The organism is Terrisporobacter mayombei, from assembly GCF_020748465.1.
In the GTDB taxonomy this organism is placed as follows: domain Bacteria; phylum Bacillota; class Clostridia; order Peptostreptococcales; family Peptostreptococcaceae; genus Terrisporobacter; species Terrisporobacter mayombei.
This window is the reverse complement of sequence record NZ_JAHZMP010000002.1, coordinates 182,934-205,759: the sequence shown is the minus strand read 5'-3', so window position 1 is coordinate 205,759 and position 22,826 is coordinate 182,934. Positions and strand designations below refer to the sequence as shown.

At 29.3% G+C, this 22,826-nt stretch carries 20 protein-coding genes; 7 read left to right on the top strand and 13 right to left on the bottom strand.

What is annotated here, in order from left to right:
- Positions 1 to 141: 141 nt before the first annotated feature.
- Positions 142 to 738: a TetR/AcrR family transcriptional regulator gene (locus tag K0039_RS07255; RefSeq protein WP_228104386.1), complete on the bottom strand. Its 597-nt coding sequence runs from the start codon at positions 736 to 738 to the stop codon at positions 142 to 144.
- 332 nt (positions 739 to 1,070) lie between these two features.
- Here K0039_RS07255 and K0039_RS07250 point away from each other — a divergent pair, with 332 nt between their 5' ends.
- Both K0039_RS07250 and K0039_RS07245 read left to right on the top strand, forming a co-directional pair.
- On the top strand, positions 1,071 to 1,952 hold the full coding sequence (locus K0039_RS07250; RefSeq protein WP_228104385.1) for an ABC transporter ATP-binding protein: 882 nt from the start codon (positions 1,071 to 1,073) through the stop codon (positions 1,950 to 1,952).
- 23 nt (positions 1,953 to 1,975) lie between these two features.
- A complete protein-coding gene (locus tag K0039_RS07245; protein ID WP_228104384.1) occupies positions 1,976 to 3,589 on the top strand; it encodes an ABC transporter permease in 1,614 nt (537 codons plus the stop codon).
- A 171-nt stretch (positions 3,590 to 3,760) separates the two neighbouring features.
- Here K0039_RS07245 and K0039_RS07240 read toward each other — a convergent pair whose 3' ends face one another.
- Both K0039_RS07240 and K0039_RS07235 read right to left on the bottom strand, forming a co-directional pair.
- Entirely contained in the window at positions 3,761 to 4,831 is a 1,071-nt protein-coding gene (locus K0039_RS07240; RefSeq protein ID WP_228104383.1) for a uroporphyrinogen decarboxylase family protein, read from the bottom strand.
- A 528-nt stretch (positions 4,832 to 5,359) separates the two neighbouring features.
- Complete coding sequence (locus K0039_RS07235) at positions 5,360 to 5,572, bottom strand: hypothetical protein (RefSeq protein WP_228104382.1); 213 nt, start codon at positions 5,570 to 5,572, stop codon at positions 5,360 to 5,362.
- A gap of 151 nt (positions 5,573 to 5,723) precedes the next feature.
- Here K0039_RS07235 and K0039_RS07230 point away from each other — a divergent pair, with 151 nt between their 5' ends.
- Positions 5,724 to 7,451, top strand: a complete 1,728-nt coding sequence (locus K0039_RS07230) for a methyl-accepting chemotaxis protein (RefSeq protein WP_228104381.1) — start codon at positions 5,724 to 5,726, stop codon at positions 7,449 to 7,451.
- A 128-nt stretch (positions 7,452 to 7,579) separates the two neighbouring features.
- On the opposite strand, the gene K0039_RS07225 is transcribed toward K0039_RS07230, so the two are convergent.
- A complete protein-coding gene (locus tag K0039_RS07225; RefSeq protein WP_228104380.1) occupies positions 7,580 to 9,202 on the bottom strand; it encodes a poly(ethylene terephthalate) hydrolase family protein in 1,623 nt (540 codons plus the stop codon).
- A gap of 612 nt (positions 9,203 to 9,814) precedes the next feature.
- Between K0039_RS07225 and K0039_RS07220 the strand changes: the two genes are divergently transcribed.
- On the top strand, positions 9,815 to 10,213 hold the full coding sequence (locus K0039_RS07220) for a LysR family transcriptional regulator substrate-binding protein (RefSeq protein WP_228105043.1): 399 nt from the start codon (positions 9,815 to 9,817) through the stop codon (positions 10,211 to 10,213).
- Between the two features lie 81 nt (positions 10,214 to 10,294).
- Here the strand turns inward: K0039_RS07220 and K0039_RS07215 are convergent, their stop codons facing one another.
- Together K0039_RS07215 and K0039_RS07210 are read right to left on the bottom strand one after the other, a co-directional pair.
- Positions 10,295 to 11,524, bottom strand: coding sequence for an SEL1-like repeat protein (locus tag K0039_RS07215; protein ID WP_228104379.1), 1,230 nt, complete (start codon positions 11,522 to 11,524; stop codon positions 10,295 to 10,297).
- 103 nt (positions 11,525 to 11,627) lie between these two features.
- A complete protein-coding gene (locus K0039_RS07210; RefSeq protein WP_228104378.1) occupies positions 11,628 to 12,878 on the bottom strand; it encodes an ROK family transcriptional regulator in 1,251 nt (416 codons plus the stop codon).
- A gap of 230 nt (positions 12,879 to 13,108) precedes the next feature.
- Here K0039_RS07210 and K0039_RS07205 point away from each other — a divergent pair, with 230 nt between their 5' ends.
- Together K0039_RS07205 and K0039_RS22795 are read left to right on the top strand one after the other, a co-directional pair.
- Entirely contained in the window at positions 13,109 to 14,140 is a 1,032-nt protein-coding gene (locus K0039_RS07205) for a proline racemase family protein (RefSeq protein ID WP_228104377.1), read from the top strand.
- Positions 14,080 to 14,316: a zinc ribbon domain-containing protein gene (locus K0039_RS22795; RefSeq protein ID WP_334302534.1), complete on the top strand. Its 237-nt coding sequence runs from the start codon at positions 14,080 to 14,082 to the stop codon at positions 14,314 to 14,316. The genes K0039_RS07205 and K0039_RS22795 overlap by 61 nt, the downstream gene beginning before the upstream one ends.
- A 132-nt stretch (positions 14,317 to 14,448) precedes the next feature.
- Here K0039_RS22795 and K0039_RS07195 read toward each other — a convergent pair whose 3' ends face one another.
- The 6 genes from K0039_RS07195 to K0039_RS07170 all read right to left on the bottom strand — a co-directional run bounded on the left by K0039_RS07195 (position 14,449) and on the right by K0039_RS07170 (position 19,851).
- The gene (locus tag K0039_RS07195; protein ID WP_228104376.1) at positions 14,449 to 15,612 is read right to left on the bottom strand and encodes a MerR family transcriptional regulator; all 1,164 of its coding nucleotides are present in this window, start codon (positions 15,610 to 15,612) and stop codon (positions 14,449 to 14,451) included.
- Between the two features lie 132 nt (positions 15,613 to 15,744).
- Positions 15,745 to 16,290 carry a cyclase family protein gene (locus tag K0039_RS07190; RefSeq protein WP_228104375.1) on the bottom strand — a complete coding sequence of 182 codons (546 nt, stop codon included), beginning with the start codon at positions 16,288 to 16,290 and terminating at the stop codon, positions 15,745 to 15,747.
- Position 16,291: 1 nt separating this feature from the next.
- Entirely contained in the window at positions 16,292 to 16,753 is a 462-nt protein-coding gene (locus K0039_RS07185; RefSeq protein ID WP_228104374.1) for a MarR family transcriptional regulator, read from the bottom strand.
- Positions 16,754 to 17,073: 320 nt separating this feature from the next.
- Entirely contained in the window at positions 17,074 to 17,340 is a 267-nt protein-coding gene (locus K0039_RS07180; RefSeq protein WP_228104373.1) for a hypothetical protein, read from the bottom strand.
- Positions 17,341 to 17,546: 206 nt separating this feature from the next.
- Positions 17,547 to 18,698 (bottom strand): toxic anion resistance protein, encoded by a 1,152-nt coding sequence (locus K0039_RS07175; protein ID WP_228104372.1) that lies wholly within the window; start codon positions 18,696 to 18,698, stop codon positions 17,547 to 17,549.
- Positions 18,691 to 19,851 (bottom strand): 5-bromo-4-chloroindolyl phosphate hydrolysis family protein, encoded by a 1,161-nt coding sequence (locus K0039_RS07170; RefSeq protein WP_228104371.1) that lies wholly within the window; start codon positions 19,849 to 19,851, stop codon positions 18,691 to 18,693. Before K0039_RS07170 ends, K0039_RS07175 begins: the two co-directional genes overlap by 8 nt.
- 311 nt (positions 19,852 to 20,162) lie before the next feature.
- Between K0039_RS07170 and K0039_RS07165 the strand changes: the two genes are divergently transcribed.
- Positions 20,163 to 20,426, top strand: coding sequence for a hypothetical protein (locus K0039_RS07165; RefSeq protein WP_228104370.1), 264 nt, complete (start codon positions 20,163 to 20,165; stop codon positions 20,424 to 20,426).
- Positions 20,427 to 20,484: 58 nt separating this feature from the next.
- Here K0039_RS07165 and K0039_RS07160 read toward each other — a convergent pair whose 3' ends face one another.
- The gene (locus K0039_RS07160; protein ID WP_228104369.1) at positions 20,485 to 22,809 is read right to left on the bottom strand and encodes a putative bifunctional diguanylate cyclase/phosphodiesterase; all 2,325 of its coding nucleotides are present in this window, start codon (positions 22,807 to 22,809) and stop codon (positions 20,485 to 20,487) included.
- Between the last annotated feature and the right edge of the window lie 17 nt (positions 22,810 to 22,826).

Genomic DNA, 22,826 nt, shown 5'->3' with positions numbered 1-22,826 from the left:
TCGTCAATTTTCAATAATGGCCATATATGTATCGATTTTTTTTATAGTAATATTTTTGTTTTTTAATTCATTGTTGTTTTTTGTAAAAATAATATAGGCTATCTCACTATTTTAGCGAGATAGCCTTGTTTTACTTAAACTTTATTTACTTGGTGCAATACCTTTAATCAGCAACTCTGTCCAATGAGCTGTATAAGGAAGAACTTTTTTGTAGATGTGCGGACTGGAAATACCTTCAACAAGTGCTTGGAAATAAATCAAAAGAAATTCATCTGAATATTTCAAATCAACCTTGCCTTCTTTACGCCCACGATGGAATAAATCAAGCATGATACTATAACTTTCCTTGTTGTACTCCTGCATTATTAAAGATAATCCGTCATCATTCTTCTTGGTGAAAAAATCCATCAAATCCAAATAAAACTGCTTGTTAACTTTTTCTAGATAATTGATTTTGTTCTGACCCATGGCAATAAGGGTTTCTTCAAAAGGTTTATTTTCTGCCATGATTTCTCGGGCTGTTTCTCCTATTTCATTTAAAAAACACTTAAAAACCTCATAGATAAGATTTTCTTTACTTCCAAAATACTTAAAAATTGATGTTTTGCCAACATTGGAACCTTTGGATATATCATCCATAGTTAAATTTTCTATGCCAGCATCTGTATTCATCAAATGAAAAGTTGCTTCTAGAACTTGATTTTTCTTTTCCTGTGTTCGTTTTTCATAACCATTCATTGGCAATTCCTCCCGTCTATATATCATAACTATAAAATATCTATAGGATATTAGTTCATATTTTTCTTTTGTATAATTATATAATAATAGTTCTGAATTATCAAATAAACAATAGTTCCAAATATTGTTTTTTAATTGACTATACTAAAAAAAAAAACTATAATGAATTTATAAATGAACTTTAGTTTAAAATTAAGTAAAAAAAGCAATAATATGAACCTTCAATGTATTTATAGTTCATATTATCACTATAAATTTTTAAACTTTGCTTTAAACTGGAAAGCACGTTATAAAACTATCTTAAATTATTTTTTGAAAGGAGCTTTAATGTTATGGAAGAAATTATAAAAGTACAAGGGTTACAAAAAAAATTCGGTAAATTTAAAGCATTGCATGATGTTACATTCACGGTAAATGCTGGAGAAGTTGTCGGTTTTATTGGACCAAATGGTTCGGGTAAGTCAACAACGATTCGTACTTTGCTTGGAATTATCAAGGGTGATGCTGGAGATGTGAGAATTTTTGGCAAAGATGTTTGGAAAGATAGTCTTGAAATTCATAAGCGAATTTCTTATGTTCCAGGGGATGTGGCTCTTTGGGGAAGTTTAACAGGTGGTGAAATTATTGATTTATTTATTAAATTACATGGCGGTGGAGACAAGGAAAAGCGTGACTATTTGATTAAACGTTTTGAATTGGATCCTAAGAAAAAGGCAAAGAGCTATTCAAAAGGAAATCGCCAAAAAGTTGGTTTGATTGCGGCATTGTCAGTTGACTCTGATTTGTATATTTTTGATGAACCGACTTCTGGTCTTGACCCATTGATGGAAGCTGTTTTCCAGGATGAAGTTGAAAAAATCAAGAATGAAGGTAAAGCAATCTTACTATCTTCTCATATTTTGAGTGAAGTGGAACGTTTAGCAGATAAGGTGGTTATTATTCGCCAAGGAAAAGTTGTTGAAACTGGAACATTGGATGAATTGCGTCACTTAACTCGTTCTACAGTTACTGTTGTAACAGAAGGTGATGTAGCTGATATGAAATCTGTTAGGGGTGTCCATCACTTCAAGCAAATAGGCAATCAAGCCACATTCTCAGCGGATAATGAATATATTAATGATATCTTATCACAAGCGGCAAAATTGGGTGTTAAGAAGTTTGAATCTGTACCACCAACGCTTGAAGACTTATTCATGCGTCATTATGAAGTCTAATGGTTGAAACGGAGGAGAATATTATGAAAGAAAAGTTTGCACGTTGGGGTACCCTATTTGTACAATATTTGAAACGTGATTGGAAAAAAATAATCATTTGGATTTTAGGTTTAGGTTTGTTTTCAGGTGGTTTTGTTCCAGCTTTTGAAGAAATTAGTAAAGGGCAAGGTTTACTGGGAATGTATGAAACTATGAAAAATCCTGCTATGATTTCAATGGTTGGTCCAACACCAGTAGACACAGCAACTGATTATACTTTGGGTGCAATGTATGCTCATGAAATGTTGTTATTCTGTGGTTTATTTGCCATGATTATGTCTGCTTTGCATGTTGTGATCCATACTCGTAAGGAAGAAGATTATGGTCTTACTGAACTAGTACGCTCCTTTCAAGTAGGGCGTCAAGCTAATTCCCTTGCTGTGATTACGGAAATAATACTCATCAACATTTTATTAGCCCTTTTTATTGGTGGGCTTATGACTAGCTTTGGTGCAGATACCATTTCTGCCGAAGGATCATTATTGTTTGGTGCATCAGTTGGAATGGCTGGTATTTTGGGAGCTGTAATTGCATTAGTTATGGCACAAATTATGCCAACTTCATCTGGTGCAACTGGTTCATCCCTGGGTATTATAGGTTTACTCTATATTGTTCGTGCTGGTACAGATATGTCAAATATTGACTTCTCAATGATCAATCCTATGAGTTGGACTTATTTGACTTATCCATTTACTGAAAATAATTGGTTACCACTAGTTTTTGCTACAGTCTTCAGTATCATTCTAGTTATTATTGCTTTTGCACTTGAAGGTGGTCGTGATATGGGTGCTGGTTACTTACCTGAAAGGGAAGGACGAGCAACAGCAAAAAAATCATTGCTGTCCGTACCTGGCTTGTTTATTAAGCTTAACAAAGGCGTAATGATTAGCTGGCTGGTTGCTTTTGTAATTCTGGGAGCAGCTTATGGTTCCATTTATGGAGATATGCAGACATTTATTGAAAGTAATGAACTAATGAGTCAAATGTTTGCCATATCAGGTGTTTCAATCGAAGAATCATTTACTGGAACTATTATGATGGTAATGATCGGATTGGTTTCTGTTTTACCAATTGCTATTGTTAATAAACTTTTCTCTGAAGAAGGAAGGTTACATTTAAGCCAGCTTTATTCAACAAAAGTGACTAGAGCTCAACTCTATTGGACGAGTGTTATTTTGGCAATTATTACTGGAGTAGCGGGAATTTTACTAGCTTCAGGTAGCCTTGGTTGTACAGCAATTTCTGTAATGGATAATAGCTCATCTATGAATATGGTAGATTTTATTGCTGCAGGTTATAACTTCTTGCCTTCTGTGTTATTCTTTATCGGACTTGCAGCTTTGGCTTTAGGTTGGGCACCAAAACTAGGTAAAGCGATTTATGTATATCTTGGCTATTCTTTTGCTTTAAATTACTTTGGGGGAATTTTAGACTTGCCAGAATGGTTTTCAAAAACAGCTGTTCAAAGTTGGATTCCACGTATGCCAATAGATAAGTTTGATGGACAAATATTTATTACTATGACAGTTATTAGTATGGTCTTGATGGTATTTGGCTATATTGGATATCGCAAACGTGATATGATTGAAGGAGCTTAATAGTTGAAGAATTGAATTAATTCTATATAATAGTTTCCTATACCTGAACACCATACCATAAATAGGGCTATTAATATTACGTAACTAATTAATAAAAAACATCTTATAAGAAATTTATATTACTTAACCCCGAGGTTGACCCCGGGGTTAGGTTTAATTTTAGGTTAAATTTTATTCAAAATCACTAGGATTTATTGGCCATTTACCATACTTTCTGGCAGCACTCATCATGGCATCTATATTTTCAATTGGTGAATTAATAGGTATACCACATCCTGTACTTAGTAAGTATCCTTTAGGGCTATCATAACCATCTTTAATACAATTTTTTACAGCCCTATATACATCTTCCTCACTACCAAGCATAATTGCTTCCACTGGATCCACATTTCCTACAATAGGTAGTCTATCTCCTACCAATTTTTTTGTATCTAATAAACTAACTTTATTGTCAATACTTAACATATCACATCCGGTTTCAACTAAGTCTAAAGTCATGTGAGAAGTATCTCCGCAAACATGATATGCAACAGTTCTTCCATTTTCATGAACATAATCTATTAATTCCTTTGTGTATGGAAGTACAAATTCTCTATAAGTTTTTTTGTCTATTAGTGTGCCTGAAGCAATTGGATCACATAAAGATACATCTGATCCTGCCTTTAAAAAGTCTTGCATTACTATTTTTAAGGCATCTGTACTAAATCTTAATAGCTCATGTACTCTTTCTGGTTCTTTTCTAATTGATCTTAATAATTTTTCCACTGGATAAAGACTTCCTGCTGCTGTTATTGGACCAACCATACTAAATGATGGTTCCACTTCATCTCCACATTCATCTAGGGCTATATTATAGGCATCATAATTTAGTTGAAGCCATGGATCATTCTTTCTTTCAACTTTTGATAAATCTAAACAATTTAAATCATTAAGATTTTTTAAATAGTGATCTATTATAGCTGGTACACTATCTTCTGGATTATTTGTTTTACTTCCTAGAGCTGTTCCCACTCCATGTAATCCATATTCTATAGAAATACCATCATTGCCAAATCTTTTGTAACATGCAATTTGTGCATTAGCGTGATTTTTTGCACAACTAGTTTTTTCTCTAAATGTCATCCCTACTACCTTACCTGATATTGATGTAACAAAAGGCATTGTTGGTATTCTATCTATTTCTTTTCCTGAGAAAAACGCTGCTGATCTTTCCCTGGGTGTCATTTGATCATCTTTATGCATTATATACTCCTCCTAAAATCCCCTATATTCTCAATTGGTTGGAAACTTCAAACATTATTCTAACTAGGTTCTTCCCGAGTAACACCTTTTACCTTTTGAGAATCTTCTTCATCCTCCATCTTAGCTACACACTTAGCTAACTTTTTTAAAAGTTCTTTTTTTGATGAAATAGTCTTGCTCCATATTTTATTTGTTTTTATATTAGTTTGATTCCCTTAATCTTGCCTTCTCTGTTCCAAGTAGTGCAAAATGGTTTTATACTCCTGTTTGTTTATAGGGTACCATATAAAAAAGATTTATAAAAATTGATAATTTTTATAAATCTTTGTCATATATTGATTAAATTAATATTGGATGAAAAGTATTTCATAGCTCCAGGGTCCACCCTGGGGTTACTTGTACTTCGCTATCATAACAAATCCCCTTCACCTGAGAATCTACAGGTAAAAGGAATTTGTTATCTCTCTTATTTTATTTTTCCCACAATAACTTTTAAATCTATATTTATTCATTTTACTTCTCATTATACTAAAATGGTGAAGGATTGTATTTTACATATATTCCTGTAGCAATAAATACTGCTATAAAAACTCCAAGCAATCCAACTATACTTACACCACCTGCTCTGTGCAACTTATTATTTTTTAAATCTTCCTCTAAGTTCATAGTATCATTTATCTTTCTTTCACAATGTTTAAAATATAAATAATTCCCATAAATACCACATACTAAACGAATCATCCGTTACCTTCCCATATACTAGCTTACCATATTTCTTAAGATTCTATATTAAAAAATAAAGTTTGTGCAGATATACAGACTTTATTTTTTTTGTCGTAAATATATAAGTAATATTAAAAATATTGTATATGAAGATTATAGGAGAAGTTAAATGAAAAGTATAAAAATTAAAATTATTTCTAGTGTATTAGTGATGTTTATTCTTTCCTTGCTATTAACAGTAGGAATGGGGATTACAAAAAGTTCATCAACTATTGAACAAGTGGTAGGATACCAATATACTGAAAAAATAGAAGGTAGTAACGATATGTTACAATTATATTTAAAAGAACAATTTGGAAATATAAAAAATGACAATGGTGAGTTAGTTGATGTTAATGGTAAATCAATAGAAGATAATCATGAATATATTGATAAATTTTCTGAAAGTATGAATTTAGTTGCAACAGTTTTTTCTAAAAATGATGATACATATACGAGAATACTATCAACTGTAAAAGATGAACAAGGTAAAAGGGCTGTTGGAACAACTTTAGATCAGGCAGGAGAAGCATACAAAGCATTATCAAAAGGTGAATCTTATTTTGGAGAAGCAGAAATACAAGGTAAAAAGTATTTAACAGGTTATGTACCAATGCATGATGATAGTAACAATATAATAGGTGCCTACTTCTGTGGAGTTCCTATGGATACTGTAGATGGATTAATAAGTGATGGTAATAAAAAAACAATCATAGGAGTAACAAGTGTAGCGGTAGTAGTATTAATCCTTGTAGCTGGTATAATCTATATTATTGCTAGTTCAATAACTAAACCAATTAAAAAAATAACTGAAGTAGCTAATGATATAGCGCAAGGAAATTTTGATGTTGATTTAGATGTTAATTCAAATGATGAGGCTGGACAACTGGCGGAGGCTTTCAATAAAACTATTGCTCAACTTACTAATTATCAAGATTATATAGATGAAATATCTATAGTTTTAGAAAAAATGGCTAGTGGTAATCTAGATATAAAACTTGAAAAAGAATATGTAGGTCAATTTAAAAAATTAGAAACTAATATAAATGATTTAATATATGCGCTAAACTTTATGGTATCTCAAATTTCATTAACTTCAGATCAAGTTGCTATAGGTTCCCAGCAAGTATCTGCTGGAGCACAAGAACTTGCTCAAGGAGCTACAGAACAAGCAAGTTCCGTTCAAGAACTAGCATCAACAGTAAATGAAATTTCAAATCAAATAAATGATACGTCTCAAAATGCACAAAGAGCACAAGAGGTTTCCATGGAAGCAACTGCAGCTACAACTAAAGGACAGCAACAAATGAATGAAATGATTGCAGCTATGAATGATATAAGTAATGCTTCAGATGAAATTGGTAAAATAATTAAAAATATTGATGATATAGCTTTTCAAACTAATATATTAGCTTTAAATGCAGCAGTTGAAGCAGCAAGAGCAGGAGAAGCTGGTAAAGGATTTGCAGTTGTTGCAGATGAAGTTCGTAATCTAGCAGGAAAATCTGCAGAAAGTGCAAAAAATACTGCAATGTTAATTGAAACTGCTCTTAATGCAGTAGAAAATGGAAGAAATATTGTAGATGAAACAGCAAAATCCTTAGAACTAGTGGTAAATAGCTCTAATCAAACTGCTCAGGTAATACAGAATATTGCAGATGCAAATAACCAGCAAGCAGTAGCCATAGCACAGGTAAACATAGGTGTAGATCAGATATCAGACGTAGTACAAAACAATAGTGCAACAGCAGAAGAAAGTGCTGCATCAAGTGAAGAATTATCAGCTCAAGCTCAAGTACTAAAAGATACAATTAGTAATTTTAAGATGAAAGAAGAATTTGCAAAAGGCGAGATTTAGGATAAAGTGGAGTCAGTAAATCTGACTATACCAGTATTATATAAGTCTTCTTATAAATGGGTTATAGACCATATACGTTATAAAAAGCATACCTTTAAGGTATGCTTTTTTAATTTAAATACATCAGATTATTTTAAACTAAAATCACTCACTATTATTGAACCACTTTGCGTCTTATTAAAAATTAGTGATACTTCTTGTATATTTTTAAGGTCTATTCCTTTAAAGCTTGCCAAAGGTATTCTTAGCTCTGTTACTGGAGTTATTTTGTTCCAAGTTTCATAAATTTTCCCCTCTATCTCAATTGTAGATATATTACCTTCTTTATAGTCTAATGATGTTACATTCTTATCTAACTCTACATTAGATGTATTTCCTTTTTTATCTTTTATTTGTATTGTAAATTGTTGGTTTTCATCTTTTTTATTTAATTTATCTGATGGGTCTTGTAATAGGTTTAGTGATATTGAATTATATTTTTCAAAATCTTTTTCAGCTGGTTCAAAGCTTACTTTACTATCTAATTTTTCCCATTTCATTGTGAGCAATTTTCTAGCACTTGTTTCTTTCACTCCATGTGTTGCTGTATCTACAGGCTGTAATTTATCGTATTTGTAGAACCATGAATCTTGAGTAGCTTCTATTGTTACACCTTCTGATTTGTACTCCTTTGTACTCTCTACTGATGCTATTGATTTAGTATTTTTATCTTTGTATAATGTCTTTACTTTTTCACCATACATTTTATTTGGAGATGTTGTTTTTGTATCATATACACTTTTATTTACTTCATTTTTTAAAGTTGCATTAAAGAAATCTAGGCCGTAATTAGCTAGAAAGTTTTCTTGTCTCTCTTTGCTAAGTTGATCATTCACATCATATATTAATATGTCCGCATCATTTATTTTAATATTATCATTGAAATAATTGTGGTTTGCTTTTTCTAAAAATGCTAAGCTTATAGGACTTTGTCTTTTTTCAGTGTCTAATTTGTCGTATATTCCGATACCATCATAAGTAATTACATCTCCATCATACTCTCCCATAACTATTGATGTAGGTATATCTGTTTGAGAATATGGTGTATCTTCCAATGACATAGTTGGAGCTATAGATAACATTGCTGATATTTTTTGTCCTTTTACTTCTTCTTGCTCTGCTATTCTAAATATTGTTTCTCCACCTCTAGAATGTCCCACTAGTGCCATTTTTTCAAAATCTATTTTATCCTTTAAGTCTATACTATATCCTTTTTCTTTTCCATCGTTAGCATCTCTTAGCTTTTGTATGTGTTTATCCATCATTACTGGTACTTTTATATAGTCATCATTGTCTCCATATGACCATACGTATGCATTTTGTGCATCTATAGATACTGCTATATATCCGTTCTCAGCTAGTTTTTGTGTTAAATATTTAAAACCAGTATCAAATCTTACACCAGTTTTTTCATTGTTATGAGAACCATGTGTTATTAATACTATTGGAAATTTCCCTTCTCCTTTTGGGACTGAAATTACTCCTCTTAACTTATATGGCATTTCTTTTCCATAATCAGAAGTATAGGTTTCATTTCCTAAATCAAATTCTATTGTTTCTTCACTATATTTTCCTTTGTCTTTTGCATTTATAGATTTATTTTCAATTGTAGTTGTATTACTTTGTATATTATTACTCTTGAGTGAGCATCCTACAGACAATATCATTGTTGATACTATAATTAATGATAAAACTTTTTTTGATATTTTCATATTCTTCTCCTTTGAGATAAGCTTTTTGTTTTATATTAAGATTATATACAATTTTAAAGAAAATATTAAAAGAACAAATATGTAACCTATGTTTCACCTTTAAGTTATTCTTATCATCATATTTTTGACCTCTTCATTTAAAACCAGTATAAATCTAATATAAATTTATATATTTGCTCTTTTATATTTATTTGTATGATTTTTTTATATAAATACCTTAAACTATCAATAACTTCACTTTCCATACCTTTTTTCTTATTAGAATGACCCTGTGTTCATATTTTCCCATTTTATCCTAAGCTTTGTTTGTCATATGTAGTGAAATTTTCTGTAACTTATGTTATAGTCGAGTTGAATCTTATGAATAAGTTGGAACTTTATGATAACCTGTATGAGTTATAATAGACTTACAAAATAATCGTTCCACATAAAAAGACTAGTTTTTTAACTAGTCTTTTTATAATCCAAGTTCCGTTAATTATGGTAATGATATAGCTATTATTGCATCTATTATTTAGCAGAAGCAATATTCTTTGTTATACAGTGAATGCCACCATCACCTACTATTCTCCCAAAACCAATTAATATAATCTAGTTACTGATACAACTGTTATAATTGCTTCTAAAGAACATTTTCTTGCAAATAAAAAAGAAATTAGTCTTGTTGACATTTTCAAAGAGAAACTTATTTCTTTGAAGGCTAAATCCTCTATGGATGATTTTTTTGTGAATTTATTTAATAATATTGGCATTTCTCCAACTATTTTGTATATCGATAGTCATATTAATACATTGATTTCTTTAGTTGCTGAAAATATTGGTATTACTTTGCTACCATATACTGTTGCTAAGTCTTTTAACAATAAAAATATTGCTACTATTAAATTGAAAGATCATATTGAAAGTAAAATATTTTTAGTTAGTACAAGAAATAGAAGGTTAACTAAGAGTGAGATTATTTTTAAGGATTTTGTAATTGATTGGTATCGTAATAACTTTAGTGATAGTTAATATATTTTTTCCATTGTATAATTCATGAAATAAAGCTCTTCCATAATTCATAATGAAAGAGCTTCTTTACTATTATTTTATTTAATTTTTCAAATTATCAAGTCTTTCCTTTGCTTCTTCTAAACCATAAGCAGCAGACTCCTCATATAAGGCCTTAGCTTTCTCTAAATCAGTTTCCGTTCCATAGCCTATTTCGTATACTTCAGCCATATTAAATAAAACTATTGATATTTCTTCTTCATCGCCTATTTCCCTGGCATCACTTAAGGCATCTTCATAAAGCGCTAAAGCTTTTTCTAGGTCTACTTCTACCCCATGACCAAAAATATACATCTCTGCCAAATTACTTTTTGCAAGATATTCATCTTGTTCTATGGCTTTTTCATACCACATTTTAGCCTTTTCGTAGTTTTGCTCTATTCCTAGTCCCTCTTGATAGAAATACCCTAAATTACACTGAGCATCAGAGCATCCTAAGTTTGCAGATTTTTCATACCATATTATAGCTTGCTCCAAATCCTCATCCACGCCTATACCTTGATTATACATATACCCAAGTTGATACATGGCTAATTCACTTCCATGCTTGGCAGCTTTTTCATAAAAATCAATAGCTTTTTTATAATCTATTTCTACACCATCACCATCTGTATACATCAATCCCAAATTATAAAGGGCACTTTTATTGTTTTGCTCGCCTGCTTTTTCATACCACTTTATTGCTTTCTCATAATCTATTTCACAGCCTTGCCCCATTTTATACATAACACCTAAATTGTAGGCAGCATTGGAGTTTCCAAGTTCTGCAGCTTTTTCATACCACTTAAGAGCAGTTTCATAATTTTGATTTACGCCTATGCCATTTTCATAGAAACATCCAACATTAAAACAAGCAAACTCTGTCTTAGATCTTTTGAACCAATAAAGGGCTTTTTCATAATCACTTTCAATACCAGTCCCTCTAAAATACATATTCCCAAGGGCGTATTGCGCATCTTTATGTCCTTGATTAGCTGATTTTTTATACAGCTCTAAGGCTTTTCTATTATTTTTCATTTTGTAATATTTTTCATCAGCTTTTATTTCTATTTGAAAATAATCTTCCAATCCTTCCATACCATCTTCATAAAAAATCCCCATTATATATTGGCTGTGGTCATTGCCTTGAAGTGCTGACATTTTACTCAAAAGCAAAAATTCCTCAAAATTTTGATTTCCATTCTCTCCACAAAGAAATTCTTTTGCATCTTTTAATTTCTTGTAAGCATCAATTTCATTGAACTCCAGTAGATCCTCTTCAAAGTTACTCATATATTCCCCCTAAATATTATTTGCATTAATAAATTTGTTTTTAATTTTTGGTATATCAAAGTTAGCAACTTCAACAATAATTTTCTTACAGGCTTCTATTAGGTTACATTTCTTCATAAAGTTCTGGGTTGTCAAAAAACCTTTTTGACAACTCTTGATAGCCTCCTAGCTTTTGTAATTCTCTTAGAGGACGCATATCATAATATAATTTTGAAGCCGTTTCTTCCGGGAAGAATTTAGCCTTTTTTCTTGCTTCTTTAAGCTCTGTTTTAAAATATTCTCCTGCATAAGCATACTTTCCTTGCATTACAATGATTTCAGGATCAAAATTAATTGCTATATTTTTAAGCATCAAAGAAAACATTTCTGCAAGATAACTAACCACATCTTTTGCTAACTCATCCCCTTTGTCCGCTTCCTCAAACAAATGACGTATAATATCCTCTGATTCAACCCACTGTTTCATAGTAGAACAAGATAGTTTATTAGTATTTTCATTTAATTTATTTAGTATTCTACTTTCACTGACCATTTGTTCAAAGCAGCCTCTACTACCACATGAACATACTTCTTCATCACTATAATCAATTGTCATGTGTCCAATTTCACCAATTAATGCATTTCTGCCAGTCAGAACTTCTCTATCTATGTAACACGCGGAAATACCTGCTCCAGTATATATAGCCGCCATTCTTTTATTACGGTATTTTTCTTCTAAAAGAAGGGAGCGTCCTGCGGTTCTTACAAGATTTTCCACAACAATCACTTGTTTTGGAAATAGTTCTTTCAACCAGGCTTTTATAGGGAGATTTCTTCCCCATTCTGGTGCCTTCGAATAAAACCGTACAATACCAATATTGCGCTCTACAAATCCTCCTATTGCCAGACTAATTCCATATAAATTTTCATAGCAAATTTCAGATTCTTTTAAAATTAGATACATATTGCTTATTAAAATATCCTGAAATTTTTCAAAAGTGTCTCCGTAACGAAATGGTACTTCTCTTTCTCGTATACATTCGTTTTTCATACTCAAAATTGTAAAATAAATGCGCTCGTTTTCTAAATATATGCATAATATAACTTTCTCACAATAAAAAGAATATAATCCTGGACGTTTTCCACCAGCGTTTGTAGAGGCTCCTTTCCCCACCGAAATCACAAGCCCCTTGTCTTCAAAGCTCTGAATTGCTTTTTTTATCGTTGGGCGGCTGATTTTTGTAGCCTCACTTATGTCATTGACAGATATAAAGTCTTCATTCCTTATTATTTGTAAAATACGTTTCCTGTTTAAATACTTCAAATCAGAAGGCATGGATACGTTTTTTGAATCTTTTTTCTCATTTTTTGCCATGCTACACCTCATCTTTTTCATCTTCGATAAATTTTTCTGCATATTATTTAATCTTTCATTGTTATTAGATATACGATATCATAGTTTTTTTCCAACTTCAATAATTAAAATTTATATTTTTATTATTGACTTCTATAAGATAAGACTATAAAATTTAGTTATGCAATATTATTTCATAACTAAATGAATGACATTGCAATATTATTTCATAACTAAATGGAGGGTATATAATGGAATTAAGACCAAATGTAAATTTAAATATTTATGAAAAAAATTTTATAGCTGTTGACACTCACACTGTAGGAGAATTCACACGTGTATTGCTTTCAGGGTTTACTGAGATGCCAGGAGAAACTATGATTGAAAAGAAACAGTATTTAGAAAAACACTGTGATGAGTATAGGAAAGCATTAATGTTTGAACCACGCGGACACCATGATATGTTCGGATCAATAGTAACGAATCCAATAAATTCAGAAGCAGATTTCGGTGTAATTTATATGGATACTGGCGGTTATTTAAATATGTGCGGACATGGTACAATAGGTACTGTTACTGCTCTAATAGAAGCCGGACTTGTAGAAGCAAAAGAACCTTATACAGAAGTTACTCTTGATGCTCCTGCTGGATTAATACGTACAAAAGCAGAAGTAAAAGATGGAAAGGTTGTAAACGTTACACTTACAAATGTACCAGCTTTCCTTTATAAAGAAAACTTAAAAACAGTTATAGATGGCAAAGAGGTTACATATGATATTTCTTTTGGCGGAAGCTTTTTCGCTTTATGTGATGTAACTCAGATTGGAATTGATATAATACCTGAGAACATTCCTAAACTGACTGATTTTGGTATGAAGTTAATTGAAAATGCAAATAAAGAGAACAAAATTCAACATCCTGAACTTGATATTACATCTGTAGATTTAGCAGAATTGTATTGTCCAACAACTACATCTGGTTGTGATATGAGAAATGTAGTTATATTTGGGGACTATATGGCAGACCGTTCTCCATGCGGAACTGGTACAAGCGCAAAATTAGCCACTCTTTATACAAAAGGAAAAATTGGCATAGGTGAGCCATTCGTATACGAGAGTTTTATCGGAACAACATTCAAGGGTATTATTAAGGAAACAGCAAAAGTTGGCGAGTTTCCTGCAGTTATACCACAGATTACAGGAAGTGCTTATTTAACAGGTGTATCTACTTATATCATAGACAACGACGATCCTTTAAAATATGGTTTTCAGGTTGGAAAATAATCTTCTGTATTATTATAAATTTATCTAAAGCTATATCAAAACAAGGTTTCTATGAATTTAAAAGACAACTTGAATATAAGTGCAAATTTAGAGGGATTGAGTTAATAGTCGCAGATAGATTTTATCCGTTAAGTAAGACTTGTAGCCAATGTGGGGAGATTAAACAAGTTTTATAGATATTTATAGATTTTTGGCAAAGGGCTACACATTTTTGTGTAGCCCTTTCATTTACTTATTTTATATATTTTTTATAACTAAAACTACTATAAACTTTCTTATAATTTATAAGTCTGCAAGCTTAATTGCAACTAGTCATTACTTTTAACATAAAACTCTAGTGCTTCTCCAATAAATTTAGATGCACCACTGCCATATTTATTATCTATTACTTTTATTAAATTAGTATCTGAACAATATTGCTCTGCTTGGTAGCTCCAATAGTTTTCCCCAATATCTACTTTTAAACAGTCATGTTGCTTTTGTGTCTCTTCTACTATTTCTAAGATAATTTCTTGAATTTCATCAGATGATGGAAACTTGCTTAAATCAGCCGTAAGCTTTTTATATAATGTTTCTAATTTAGGCTCATAATCACCCAAATTCCATTTTAGGGCTTTACCTATAAATTTAGATGCACCACTTCCATATTTCTTGTCAACTTCTTCTATCCAATCTGGAAATACTAGATAAAGTTGTACCATTGTGTGCCAATAACTATCTCCCACATCACCACTAAAAATTTCATAATTATCTTTAGCTATATTAGTTATACCAGTAACAATTTGCTGAATCTCTTTTGATGAAATATCCTTACTTAAATCAGTTGTAAGTCTTTTATATAGTTCTTTTAATTTAGGGTTATTATCACTAAGACAATCTTTTTTAAACCTATCCATCTCTTCTGCTTTAGTTAGCATTAAACTATTATTCAAATTTTCCTTAAGTGCTTTAGCATATTTTTCTATGCTACCATATTGCTTTATAGCCATAGTAGCAAACTTTTCTTCCTCAGATTTCACTTTTGAAATTATCTCATCATACTTATCTATACTTCCCCACATTTTAATAACTTTATCAGTATTTTCTTTTTTAAATTCTTCTAGAATATTATAATATTCAGTCATATCAAATTCATTAAAACTCATAGTGTTTGCTCCTTCTAATGTATTATTTATTAGTTCTATCAAACCATTTAATCTATCTCGTTTTAAAACAATCAACTTTTTATGGTTTTCTAGAGCTTTCATCTTATCAAAGTGAGGATTAGTTATGAAGTCTTTAATTTCATTTAATTGAAAATCAAGTTCTTTAAAGAATAAAATCTGTTGCAAAGTTTCAAGAGCCTCATCATCATAAAGTCTATAACTTGCTTCTGTTAATTTAGTTGGTTTTAATAATCCAATTTTATCGTAGTGATGTAGCATTCTCACACTTATTCCAGTTAAATTTGAAACTTGTTTTACTGTTCTCATAATTTTATCTCCTACCTTGGTTTTAAATCTCAATAACACATATATCCTGCCGGCATGAATTTTACTTGTGTACTGGACCTGTAATTTTAGAGTACACTATGACATAATGTTAGGGTCAATACTTTTTTGAATTTATAAAGTTTCAATCTCAACTTTTATTGCTGTAGCATCTTCAAATTGAATCCATTTCAAACTTGATTTAAATTCTGAGCCAACCTTATCTAAATTGCATATATTTTCTACAACATAGGCTCCTTTATTTTCAACATATTTATCTATTGCTACGTGATATTTTCCATGCTGTATTCCGCTTAAATCAATGCCTATTAATTTTACATTAAAATCCAATAATTTATCTACAAGCTCATCAGTTAAATATGGATTTGATTCAGAATTAAAATATTTCTCACTTCCATATCCATAATTTTCTAAATACCCAGTTCTAAATATTACAAAAGAATTTTTTTTGATTGATATATTATCCAATATACCAATATCTATAATAGCTATATTTCTAGCATCTATTACACTAACATCTATTTCTGATGGTAACTCAATACTTGATAAATTATAACAATCTATATGAGTTCCTATATGTTGTCTTTGATGTGCTGGTTGAGAGTCTCCCCATTTTAATATTTTCCTCGGAATATTAAATTCCTTTAAATGTAAATTCATGTTATTTATCTCCTTCTGATTCTATTATTTTATCCAAGTAGTTATTGAACTTATTTAGGAAATTAGCTACAATTTCTTGCTCTTCTTTATCTATATTTTTAAAAAATTTATTATTTCGCTCTTCCCACAGCTTATGTTTTATATCGTGTTGGTTGTATAATTCTTCTCCTAACTTTGTTAACTTAAAATATATCTCCTTGTCATTGTCAGGCTTTTTATATTTATCAATAAGTTTACTATTTAAAAGTTTCTTGCAAAGTTTACTTATAGCACCTCTCGTCATATTCATTCTTTGAGATATTTTAGTAACATTAGGGTTCTCTATTTTTCCTATAAGATCTATACAATGTATCTCTGAAACCCCGTATTGTTCATATTCACCTCTAAATGCTATTCTCCCTAAAACTTCTTCTTTTTCATATATTTCTTTAAAACTTCCCATAATACTATTAATATTCTCCACTTCAAACACCTCCCTATTAATTTTAATAAAACAATGATAATTTTTTGTTTCTCTGTCAACAATACTATTATATTTTTGTTTCTTTGTCAACAATATTCAATTCCAATTTTTATACAATACAAAATCTATAGAAACGATAATTCAAATAGCTTTTTATAAAAATTTAAATTAGTATATTTAATCTACATTCATATTTCACTAGGTTGCTTTTGACTATCTATTGTGCAGGTGTAATAGCCTTACAACAAATAAAATACACCGATAAACATCTGATTCTAGCTGTTTATCGGTGTACTTTATGGTATACATTATATAATATTCTATTTAATCATATCTAATAGATTAGCATATTTCTTTAGCCTATTGCTTATTTGTTTATAATTCTTAAATACATCATTAAATTCACTCACTAAAGCTTTAAATTCATCATAGCAATCTTTATATATACAAACTTTTTTAGAATCATTACTTTTAACAAAGGAACGTTTAAAATCTACTTTAACTGATAGATTAATTAATGTACTGAAGATTCTAAAAAATTCTGAAATATACGGTTCTGAAAAAGTAGTTAAATCTATAGAAGCCATTTATCTTAATCAGCCTAATATAAAAAATGATTCTGAAAAAAACTTATATAAAGATATTATTCTAAAACTAACAAGTTTTGTTTTTTTTTATCTGATAGTGTCCCTTTAGTAAAGTATATAGAAAAGCTTCTTTCATAATATAAAACCGTGCTCCCTTACTTGTGATACGGTTCTTTGTACCTTACTCTATGGATAGTGTTTCTTATTTACTTATATTTAAAATCTATAAGCTTATTTTTTAATTGATTTTCAATATTTCTTAATTCGGCTTCAGCTTCCCTACGTTTTTGACGTCCTTCTGTTTGTATATTAATTATTTCATCAAGAGTTGAAATCAATGATTCATTAGTAGCTCTAAGTGTTTCAATATCAACAATTCCTCTTTCAGATTCTTTTGCAGTTTCTATAGTTGAAGTTTTTAATATTTCTGCATTTTTACGTAAAAGTTCATTTGTCATATCTGTTACTTCTCTTTGAACTCTAGCAGCATCAGCAGCATGAGCAACTCCAAGTGATAACACTATTTGACTTTTCCAAAGTGGAATAGTATTTATAATTGTAGATTGTATTTTTTCAGACATTAATGTGTCATTGTTTTGAATTAAACGAATTTGAGGAGCCATTTGTAAAGAAATCATTTTAGTTAATTCTAAATCGTGAATTTTCTTTTCAAATCGATTGCAAAGAGCAATAAAATCATTTAATTCTTGAGCATCCTGAGGATTTCCGCTTTTTCTTGCTTTTTCTTGCAATTTAGGAAGTTCTTCCTTCTCTAATTTTTGAAGTTTCTTTTTCCCAGCTAAGATATACATATAAAGCTCTTTAAAATATACTTTATTTATTTCATACATCTTATCCAGCATAGCAATATCTTTTAAAAGCAGTATTTGATGCTTTTCAAGAACATTACACATTTTACCTATATTGTTCTCTACATTTTCATAATTTACTTTCATTTGGGAAATCTTATCTTTGCCTTTTTTAAATAAACCGAAAATTCCTTTTTTCTCTTCACCTTCTTCAAAGTTCTTTAACTCAAGAACTACACTAGATAGTATTTCCCCAATTTCACCTAAATCTTTAGTTCTCACATCATTTAATGCTGATTGTGAAAAATTAGAAATTTTCTTTTGAGCACCTACACCATATTGTAAAATAGAATTTGAATTACTTATCTCTATTTTATCTACAAATTGATCTACCATTTTTTTTTCTTCTTCTGTCAGTTGGATTTCATCAATTATTTGTTCTTCTACTTTTTCTTCTTTTATTTTTACAGGAGGAGCTTCCTCCTCAAACGATTGAAAAGTTAATTCTGGCTTTATATCAATAGACTTATCTTTGAATTCATCACTCATTTTTAATGCCTCCCTTTTTAAAATCTTCGTCTCCTAATCCTTCTTGTTTAAATAATGTTTTAAGAACAGAAATATCTGTAGAAATATCTAAAACAACATCTTCAAATAAATCATCTAATAAATTTTCAAAAGCATTATTAATAAGATCAATACTCTTTTCAATTTCAATTTTAGCATGTTTTATATTATCACCTTGAACTACTTGATTATTTAACTCTCTGTATGAGTTGATTAGTTTTATAGTAATTGGAAGATAATGATTTATAAATTTATTAACTTCTTGTGTCTTTTTAGGATTTTTTTCAACCTGATTAAGGATTTGATCCCCAATGTTCCCTAATTTATCTAACTTTATAGCTATTTCTTCTCTATAAAGCTCATTTCTTACCGCTTTTATCTGTTCAATATAATTTCTACCTATTTTAATAGTAGATTCTATTTCTTCTTTTCCTGAATTATCTATTTCTTCTTTCAATTTTTCCTTATTAGTTTCTTTAGCTATTTGTTCCTTTTTTAAATTTAAATAGTCACTATAGACTTCATCATTTAACATAAAGCAAGTTTTTTCTTCATCTATATGTCCTTCTAAAAACATTCCTAAATCAATCATTTTACGTAAGTCTTTAAGTACAAAACTCTTTTTCTCTTTAACAAATCTTGCTAAGTCCTCAATTAAGAAATAACTATTGTCGTCAATAAATCTTACATAGGTCTTAAAACGCTTTACTCTTTTTCTTACATTTATTCCTTTTAATAATAAACCTACACTTCCTACAAAAAATAAAACTAAAACTCCTGTAACAACTTGGCTACCTACAATATAATTACTAAATAGTGAATTAGCTATTAGATATAGCCCCACTGAAGAACCATAAATTACACTTCCACCAGCTCCAAACACTATATAAAGTATTCCTGATATACTTCCAGCTGGTCTTTTACTAATGTATTTTGATATATCATTTTTAGATTTTTTATTTAAACCCATGTATTTTACACCATATTCATTAAACTTTGACTTAAATTGATTTAGTGTGTCCTCAGTTTTATAATTAATATCTCTTTTTAAATTAGCAACATCTATTGCTTTTAGTGCACTGCTAACTGTAGACATAATTTGATCTTCTAAATTAGAAAAGTCTTTTTTATTCATTATATTGCCTCCAGATTATTTTTCTTATTATTAACATAAATCTAGATATATACTATATCCTTGTGATAATATTTTAAGTTTATTATATATTATAAGTTAACTAATTGTAACTGATAACCTGAAATTTACTTTAAAGTCATTTTTATTTGTCTTAATAAATTGTAATGTTTTAATTGCTACTATTTATTTACATTTTATTTTATTATTATTATATAGTGAAATTTTAAATAAAGGGGTTAAAGTTGTAGATTGCTTGTGCAAATGAGATTTGTAAAGTTATAGACAAATAAAGTAAGTAAAAGGAGATAAGCATGGAAAATAATATAATAAGCAAATTAAATTATAAAATTAGTGATACATATCAAATAAATTTAATTTCCTATGAAGGTGAGGGGGCTCCTCATAGAATACTTTCAAATGAAAATGAATTCATTATATTGGATAATAATAATTATGGGGTGTGTCATGGTGTGTATAATGAATCAAAGGGATTGAAAATTACATACATAGATCCAAACTTAGAAATGACAATAAATAATGGGATTATAACTATTGAAAATTCAAAATCCGAATAAAAATATGCTAGTGTTAAAATATAAAGCTCCCTACAAAAATAGGGAGCTTTATTATCCGTTACATGAAGTATTTTTTTTCTAATTGTTCTATCTTCATAGGCTTTTCGTAATAATAGCCTTGAATAGTATCACATCCAAGATTTCTTAGTACTGAAAGTTGAGAGTCACTGTCTACACCTTCTGCTACTATATTCAACCCTAAGCCTTTTGCCATATTTATTACAGCTTTGGCTATTTCATAATCCTCTTTTGATTTGTCTATTCCTTTAATAAGAGATATATCGATTTTTAAGGTATCTACAGCAAAACTTTTTGCATACTTAAAAGAAGAATAGCCACTTCCAAAGTCATCTATGGATACTTTTATTCCTAAATCTCGTATTATTTTTAGTTTTTCTATTACTACTTCACTATCATCAATAGCTATTTTTTCAGTTATCTCTAAATTTATAAGAGAAGGATTTATATTTGTATTTTGAAGATTTGTAACTATCACATCTAAAAATCTTTTGTCTGAAAGCTGAATAGGCGATACATTTATTCCAACTTCTATATCTATATTGTATAATTCTTGCCATTTCTTTATTTGTAAGAATGTGGACTCTATAATCCAATTTCCTATATCAATAATTAAACCAGTTTCTTCTGCAAGTGGTATAAATTCTGAAGGATATACAAATCCTAATTCATCATTTACCCATCTAATAAGGGCTTCAATACCTACTATTTTATTATTGTCTATATTAAATTGAGGCTGATAGTATAGAATAAATTCTTTATTATTTAATGCTTTTTCCATAAGTTTTTCCATTTTGAATTTGTTATACATGTTGTTTTCTTTATATAGAGAAAACTTACTAGAGGCATTTTTCTTTGAAGCATACATAGCCATATCTGCTTTTTTCATAAGAGTCAATTTATCCTCTCCATCAGTTGGATAAATTACTCCTCCTATACTGAAATTAACCTTAAAGTCAATTTTTTCTATACATATTTCTTTATCAAATTCACTTATTATTTGATTAGCAAATGATTTTAAATCTTCTTCACTATCTATATGAGTATAAATTATTACAAACTCATCTCCACCTTGTCTTATAATAATACTATTTTTACTAGAGTGTTTTTGTAACTTATTACCTATTTTATTTAAAAGTAAATCTCCTACTTCATGGCCATATAAATCATTTATATTTTTAAATTTATCTAAATCTAAAAATAGTATTCCAAACTTACTATTATCTTTAGATGAATTTACTATTAGCTCATCTAGCTTATGTAAAAGGTACCTTCTATTATAAAGATCTGTTAGTGTATCTTTGTTTGATAAATAATTTAACTCTATATTTTTTTCATGAAGCTCTTTAGTCCTTTCTAAAACAGCACTTTCAAGTCCTTCATTTATCATTTTATATTTTTTAACTAGTATTTTATTTTCATTTAGCACCTTTATTTGTCTTATTACTATAACAGATATAAAAATACCTATTATGGCTTGATGTTTATTGTTTATATCCATAATAAATAAAATAGGTATAGGTACTATAGCTAAATAAGACATAAAACCTTTATCTTCACATTCATTAATAATTTTAAAATTATCTTTACTATCCTCTGTAAATAAATATTCAATAGCCGATAATCCTATTAATAAAAAACTAATTATCCAAAGTGAATCTAGTAATGTATTTGACACATAAGTACTTTCTAATATTTCGTACATATATACCAAATCTGATAAAGCATACAGCAATACTCCTAAAAAATTTATTGCAAAAAAATTGCCTTTTATAATATTCTCATTACTATATATATATATAATACTTAAATTTATCAAAGTCATAAAATTTAATATATTATACAAAATTAGATAAATGTTAGTATCAAGTAATGTTTCCCTATAATTTAACATAGGCATAATAGATGCAAACATAATGGATATATACATAGTAACAATTATAACCATATCCAAAGATACTTTAGATTTTTGTGTTTTATAGGTTTTTCTATTTTTTTTCAGTAAAATTAAACTGCCTAAAAATAAGAATATATTACTAGGTAAATAAAATGAAATCGTTAAACTTGGCAATATAAGTTTTTCATTTAGAAAAATTTCTTTTATTGCCCAAATAATTTCGCCAATTCCAAAACTTGTTATAGCCAATAAATTTAATAACCAATAATTTTTTAACTTATTTTTTTCACTTCTCTTAAATGTAATACATACAAGAAAAATAGAAGTAATACATCCTAGTATTCCCATAGTATTAGTTATTATTTTATAATATATATTTGTAGAAGGATAACTAAATAAGAGTACTAAGAATACTATAATCCCTATATAAATCTTATAAAGTTTTATTTTGTCTATTTTATTCTCCATTTCATCCCCACTTTTTT